This is a genomic window from Methanoregula sp. (genome assembly GCF_049518935.1).
Taxonomy (GTDB): Archaea; Halobacteriota; Methanomicrobia; order Methanomicrobiales; family Methanospirillaceae; genus Methanoregula.
In genome coordinates this window covers 1-6,805 of record NZ_JBEKRH010000039.1, presented here as the reverse complement: position 1 = coordinate 6,805, position 6,805 = coordinate 1, and the positions used below count along the sequence as shown (strand labels likewise).

6 protein-coding genes and 1 tRNA gene are annotated in these 6,805 nt (G+C 56.4%); 3 read left to right on the top strand and 4 right to left on the bottom strand.

The annotated features are described in order from the left end of the window. The first annotated feature begins 75 nt into the window (after positions 1 to 75). Both ABSE13_RS12925 and ABSE13_RS12920 read left to right on the top strand, forming a co-directional pair. Positions 76 to 1,209, top strand: coding sequence for a CBS domain-containing protein (locus ABSE13_RS12925; RefSeq protein WP_424028929.1), 1,134 nt, complete (start codon positions 76 to 78; stop codon positions 1,207 to 1,209). 209 nt (positions 1,210 to 1,418) lie between these two features. Further along, positions 1,419 to 1,952, top strand: coding sequence for a hypothetical protein (locus ABSE13_RS12920; protein WP_424028928.1), 534 nt, complete (start codon positions 1,419 to 1,421; stop codon positions 1,950 to 1,952). A 41-nt stretch (positions 1,953 to 1,993) separates the two neighbouring features. Here ABSE13_RS12920 and ABSE13_RS12915 read toward each other — a convergent pair whose 3' ends face one another. Genes ABSE13_RS12915 through ABSE13_RS12905 form a run of 3 tightly spaced genes read right to left on the bottom strand, consistent with a single transcriptional unit; the run spans position 1,994 to position 5,713 of the window. After that, positions 1,994 to 3,637, bottom strand: coding sequence for a radical SAM protein (locus ABSE13_RS12915; protein ID WP_424028927.1), 1,644 nt, complete (start codon positions 3,635 to 3,637; stop codon positions 1,994 to 1,996). Further along, entirely contained in the window at positions 3,634 to 4,254 is a 621-nt protein-coding gene (locus tag ABSE13_RS12910) for a 6-hydroxymethylpterin diphosphokinase MptE-like protein (protein ID WP_424028926.1), read from the bottom strand. Before ABSE13_RS12910 ends, ABSE13_RS12915 begins: the two co-directional genes overlap by 4 nt. Next, a complete protein-coding gene (locus ABSE13_RS12905; RefSeq protein ID WP_424028925.1) occupies positions 4,244 to 5,713 on the bottom strand; it encodes a DHH family phosphoesterase in 1,470 nt (489 codons plus the stop codon). Before ABSE13_RS12905 ends, ABSE13_RS12910 begins: the two co-directional genes overlap by 11 nt. Before the next feature lie 114 nt (positions 5,714 to 5,827). Between ABSE13_RS12905 and ABSE13_RS12900 the strand changes: the two genes are divergently transcribed. Next, a tRNA-Lys gene (locus tag ABSE13_RS12900) sits at positions 5,828 to 5,901 on the top strand. Positions 5,902 to 6,184: 283 nt separating this feature from the next. Here ABSE13_RS12900 and ABSE13_RS12895 read toward each other — a convergent pair. Further along, positions 6,185 to 6,481, bottom strand: coding sequence for a hypothetical protein (locus ABSE13_RS12895; protein ID WP_424028924.1), 297 nt, complete (start codon positions 6,479 to 6,481; stop codon positions 6,185 to 6,187). Positions 6,482 to 6,805: the final 324 nt, after the last annotated feature.

Here is a 6,805-nt window from a genome sequence, read left to right as displayed (position 1 = left end):
CAGCTCGGTAATCTGGGTTTCCATCGTTATCAGATGAAAGTATATACTTAAGAGTTAAAAAGATAATCCTTTGTTATGGACGGGTCTTTTCGGATCGGGCGCTTATTTGGGATTCCGATCCTGATTCACTATACATTCCTGCTCGTCATTCCCCTGTTTGCCTGGATCATCGGCAGCCAGATCACCCTGACCATCGATATGCTCAAGGAAATTTACCAGGTACCCATCGATATTACCGTTGTCACCGCCGGCTTTATGCCCTATGTGCTCGGGACGATCGTTGCGCTGGGGCTTTTCGTTGGCGTACTTGTCCACGAGCTCGCACATTGTCTTGTCGCCCGCAGCAAAGGGATCGCGATCAACAACATCACGCTGATGATCTTCGGTGGTATCGCAACAATGGAGGAGGGGATTCCCGACCCGAAGGCAGAACTCCCGATGGCGCTTGTCGGGCCGATTGCAAGCCTTTTCTTTGGGATCGTGTGCAGCCTGCTCGTCTACGCAGTCCCGTCAATGACCGCCGACCCGGGCACCGCAGGTGTGCTGGTCTTCATCTTCGGGTATCTCGGCGTGCTTAACATCATCCTGTGCGCCTTCAACCTGATCCCGGCCTTTCCTATGGATGGCGGCAGGGTGCTCCGGGCATTCCTTGCGAAAAGGATGCCCATGCACCGGGCCACCCAGATTGCGGCGGACATCGGCAAGGGGTTTGCAATCCTCTTTGGGATCATCGGGCTCTTCGCCTTCTCCCCGTTCCTGATCCTGATCGCCCTCTTCATCTACATCGGGGCGAACATGGAGTCGACTTCCGTGAGGTACAGCCACCTCCTGGAGAATGTCACGGTCGGCGACATGATGAGCAGCCCGGTCACTACCGTTCCGCCAACGCTCCCACTCAGCCAGGTGATCAGCATGATGTATACGAGCAAGCACCTTGGCTTCCCGGTGATCGACCGGGACACCCTTGTCGGTATGGTAACACTCGCGGATGTCAACCGTACATCCTCGATCGATCGCGAGGCAATGCAGGTCCGGGATATCATGTCCCGGGATCCAATCACGCTCCCACCCACGGCCCCGGTCATCGATGCCCTGAAGATCATGTCGGCCCACAACATTGGCCGGATCCCGATCGTGGCGGACGGTAAAATTGTCGGGATCGTGACCCGGACGGACATCCTGAAGGTCACGGAACTGAAGCAGATCTGAAATGGCCATCCCGGCATAAGTCTGTGCTGGAGTATCAACCACTCTTTTCATGGCACCTGCCCACATCTCCTCTCTTTCACCAGACCGATCCGTACCATGCGGACATGTAGAGGATTTGCTCATAAATCGTTTACATGCCCGGGGCAACGTTTCAGGCAGAAGCGGGTACCAAATTGCCCGCCATTTCAGAAATATGCAGGTGAACCACAATGACAATACGACAGAACGGAAAAACGCCCGGACTTATGGGCGCTCCATGGAAATTGATCGGGATCGTAGCCGGCATCCTCATCGTGCTGGCAACAGCAGGGCTGTTCCTCTTTGGAGGTGGCGGGAACCCTCAGGCACCAGCCGGGCAGGGAACCCCGGCTGCATCGGCCGCAACCGGCAGCGCTCCGTCCGTTGAGCACTACGGGGTTTCCAGCGCGGGCATCAGGGCCGAGAAGATCGTCTATCCCCCGACCGTAACGGTCCCGAAGACTGGGATACGCATCAACATATCCTACCCGGGCGCGTATACCGGGGACTACACGGTGAATGGGGTTACAGTACCGGTCAGGGATTCAGCTGATCGTCTCGTGACCCTCGAAAATGCTACCGGGCCTGTTACGGTCACACTCCAGAAGGCTGACCGGTCCGCAAAACAGGTGCTTGAGGTCGGTATCTGGAAGAACGGGCAATTGCTGAACTCTGCCAGCACGTCCCAGCCATACGGTTCGGTAACGGTCAGTGCCGTGGTCTGACCTCACTTTTTCCGAATCCTCCGATGGCAGGCCTGCATCCGCTAAAAGGCCAGGCAGTTGTCGAGCGGGGAAGTCCCCGCCACCTTCCGGTACGCTTCGAGGTCCCTGAACGGCCGCTTCGCGATTACCGCGGCTACCTTCTTCTTTCCCACACCTGGCAGCCACTTAATCGCGGATGCCGGGAGGGTATTAATCAGGACCGGGGCCGGAAGTCCCGTGATTGACCGCCTTCCCCAGTCCACGACTACGGTATCGATAACCTGTCCCACGGGGAGCTGGAGGGGGAGACCCACGAGAATCGGGTACGATCCCATCTGCCTGCCGAACGAGAGGTTTTCTGACACTTCAAACCGCACATCCCGGAGCACGGTGCCGATGGGAAATACCCGCTGGAGCATCGGGAGATCGATTGTAGTCCTGACGAACTCCTTGAATACCCGGAACCGCCGCTCGTGCTGCCCGAGCGTGTTGTTCGTGAACGCAGGCGTACCCTCGAACGGCATCACCTGCCGGATGTTCACGCGCCGGACCAGAAGCCCTGCATCGCGGACCCGTACGAGGAACTGTTCGTTGAGATCGTACGTTCTTTCGGTCTCTCCCGCAAGCCCGCAGACGAAGTTGAGGCCCGGGAGGAGTTCGGGCACATTGTCCCGCCGCTTCCCCCCTTCCTCGTTCACGATCTCAATTGCCCGGAACACATCGTCGGGCCGCGACTTCAGGTTGTTTGCCGTGACCACGGCAGGATCGGCCGTCTCCATCCCGAACGCTGCGACATCGCCTGACGTATGGTACCGGATGATCGCCCGGAGCGCTTCCCGGGCCGGTTCCTCGTGCCGTGCGATGGTTTCGGGGTTCGTGTTGTCGATGTGGAGCGTCTTCAGCTCCGGGGAGGCGGTACGGATACCGGAGAACAATGCTTCAATCTTCTCCGGGACCGGTGCCGGATACTCCCCGGAGCCGGCCCCGTAGGCAAGAATATCCGGCTGCCGACCGACGCGGAAGTGGCGGGCCCCGTGGCGGTGGAGTGCGGCAACTTCCTCCGTAATCGCGGGGATGTCACGGTATTTCGGCATGCCGTAGAACGGTTCCGTGCAGAACGAGCAGCCACCGGTTGCGCCATGGGAGCAGCCCCGGGCAGTCTCCAGTTCGCACATCACGTACGGATAGTCCGGGTGCTGCTCAATAATCCCGCTGCCCGCCACGCTCCACGGATCGGTCCGGGTATAATCCAGCGCCCCGGATGGGTCGTTGCCGGTGAGATAATTATCGAGCGCAATCGCCGGTTCCCCGGTGAGCAGGGTATCGAACCCGCTTATCACCTGCCGGATCGCCTTCTGGCCGCCTTCCCCTGCGTAGCCAAAGCCGATGGGACCGCCGATCAGTTTCTCTGGCCCTCTCACCATGTGCCCGACCTGCTGGATCTCGGTGAGCGTGGCCGGCGTGCCGCCAAGGTACTTCCCCGGCACCGTCACCCCCGCGATCATCACGAGCACGGCCGCCTTGTTCAGTTCGGTTGTCCGCAACGGATCCTTGCGGAGCTGGTCGATCGTGAGATACCGGACAGTATATCCGTGGGCGATGAATGCGCCGGCAACCGTGCGGATATAGGGCGAGATATACGGGGGTACACCAAGACATGCAGGCTCGTCAACGTACCCATCGAGGACAAAGGCGGTCGTACTCATACGGTGAACCCGATCATGGCAAGGAGTTTGCGGGCGATGTGGAGCTTGCCCCGCTTCAGCGGATCTACATCCTCATCGTCCAGATCGAAACCGATGAGCGTGATGCCCGATGCGCCCAGTTCATCGGCCGCAAATACAGCCCGGTCGCCATCCGTGAACCCGCCGAAGTTGTGGACATGGGGGAGGGGCGTGGCCTGTGTGGTAGCGACCACCGGGCCGGTAAACCGGGGCACCCAGTATTTCAGGAGCGGGATATTGTCCCCGTGGGCATGGATGACCACGATCGTCCCCTGCCGGTTCATCTCAAGGAACCGGTCGGTTGTCCCATCAAGGTCCGTGAAGATCGCATTTGGCTGGATACCGTTCGCATCAAGCACCTCGGCTGCTGCATCGGCTGCGAAGACTATCCCCCGGATTTTTCCCAGTTCATCCTTGAGGCAGGGTGCGTTCCCGCAGACCGTTACCTCGTTGCCATCAGTGATAGTGACAAGCGAGAGGAGGTTGTCGCGGTTCATGAGCGAGGCGAGCAGCCGGGCTGCCGCTTCATCACCCTCGCGTTCGAACCCGAAATACGCGAGGATCCTGCAGTAGCAGGGTTCCCAGAGGCTATACTCCATTCTTCCTGCCCTCGTTCTCGAGCCCGACCAGGGTCTTGAACTTCTGGAGGACGGGCTCGATCACGATCTCGAGCAGCTGGGCCTTGTTCTCCACTTTGCCGAAGTAGTGGAGCGGGAGGGTGGCGGCGGCCATGTTCGGATGGCCGCCCGCATCGCCCATATCACCGAACGCCTCGGAGAGGGCATTGCCGATATGCAGCCGGATATCCCGGTTGCGGGCCGAGATCACGATCGCGTTGTCCGTGATACCGTAGACGAGTGCCGTGTTCACTCCTTCGAGCGTAATTAGGAGGTCAGCCGCCTGCGGGAGGGAGTCGCGGTTCATCACGTACCCGACGTTCGCGAAGAGGTACCCGCTCTGGATCTTCCGCTCGTGGATCGCCTTCCCGATGATGTCGAGCGTCTCCTGAGACATGGACGGCGACATGATCTTGTCGAGCAGGTCGGCGTCGGTCAGGGGCAGGAGGAAGCCCGCGTAGTTGAGGTCCTGCGGCGTCACGTTGCGCTTGAACTCCTTTGTGTCCGTCCGGATACCATAGAGGAGTGCGGTTGCCACTCGCTTGTCAACCGGCACGTCCAGTTCCTGCAGGTACTGGGTCATGATACTCGCCGTGGCCCCGACACCCGGCCGGATGTCGACAAACGTGCTCTGGGTTGCCACGTGCTTTCCTTCCTTGTGATGGTCGATGGTAATGTTGATCTTCGTCTGGGGCGGGACATCGTTGTTCGCCCCCGGGCCCGAGCAGTCGACCAGGGCGAGGTAGGTGCACTTCGCAAGGGCATCGATGGTGAGATGCTCCATCTTGATATCGAGCAGGTTGACGAAGGTCCGGTTCTCCTGGTGCCCGATATTTCCCTCGTAAAAGATGCGTGTAGTAAGGGTCTTGGGGTTCGCGTGCTTCGCAATCTCGGCAAGCGCCATCGCGGACGAGATCGCGTCGGGGTCCGGATTCTTGTGGGTGATGATCCCGAGGGTGCCTTCCCAACCGGCGAGGAGGGTGAAGAGCCGTTGTGAGATCCGGCTCGAATGCTGCTTCCGGATCTGGAGGATTGCGAACCGGGCCACCACTTCCTGCGGGTAGAGGACGAACTCCGCACCGGCAGCCGTGAGCTTCTGGCCGTTCACCGGGTCGATCGATCGGGCCACGATCTGGACTGAGGGAAACCGTTTCTTGATAGTGAGGACGGCTGCGAGGTTTGCGTCCCCATCCCCGGTCATTATAAAGGCGATCTCGAAGAGGGGAAGACCTGCGAGCAGGTCCTGCGAGGTGATGTCGCGCTGGTAGGCATCGTATTTCTGGTCCCGCAGGTGTCGCACGCGGGACTCGTCCTTATCCACCACCACAACGCGCTCATTCTCTTTTGCCAGCTCGAGTATGATGTTGTAGCCATTTGTTCCGCACCCGAAGATGCAATATTTTATCGGTCCCGGCTGCTCAAACGGGGCTTCTGGTGGCATTGTACAGAAGATGTACCATTCCTGCGTATTAAGGGATTCCAAGTAGGGGATCGGGCAGGATCGCCAAAACCTTTATTCGGCATTATCGACCACATTATTAGGTCTAACAGGCTTGGGTCTGTAGCTTAGTTCGGCATAGCGGCGGACTCTTAATCCGCAGGTCAAGGGTTCAAATCCCTTCAGGCCCGTTTCTTTTGTGATTTCAGGTTCATTTTGGGACTTATTTAAATTTTCACTTGGTTTAAACTCATTATTCCTAGAACAGACAGCATTTTGGACGGGATCTAGCGGATTGGAAAGTTTAAACTCGTTAGATTCCGTTGATACGAAGTATCCACCTTCCACTTTGTAGATAGATACAGGTTTGCCGATAAGTGAGTGATCATAACCCCACGCGAATTGGATATATGGTGCACTGAATCCTTTCTTCGGAGCCATCTTTTTAACCGTCGTGTGTGATATCAATTCCATTCAATCCACCTTCAGAGTCTCTTTTATCACCTTAATGTCCGCTTCAATGGAAGACAGACGTTTATTGATGCTAATTTTTGAATTAGGGCGATCAATTTTTGGAGGACTTCTTGTATCCTCGTAAGGAACAAGTAAAAGTGCGCGTTGTCCATCGTGCTCTGTCTCATAGATTGTAACTGTGTTCCCAATGAGACCCTCATACTCTTGAGGGAGTCTGATCAAAGGATAAACCGTATCTTCTTTCGAAGTTTGTTTGCTTACTTTGGACTTCCCAACAGGTTTCATTCCAGTCACCATCTACTGTATAATATTGCGCAACTTAAGTTATATAACTTTCTTTACCGTTTTCGAGACTATCTTTTCAAGAGTTCACCGACGTGAACAAAGTAACAAGTACCATATATACTGATAATAACATACAAGTAAATATAAGAGTCAATCTATTGGTGCCCCAAGTATAGTTATGGGGAAGATTGCTATTTTATGAACTTTTAAGCCCGTTGTGATGTTATTTCAGCACGCGGGGTTGGATAAACCATCATTCTATAGAATTTGATATACCGATAGCAAGGGCTCTTTAGGATAACATGAATGAATGCGACTGACGTAAGCACTCCATCT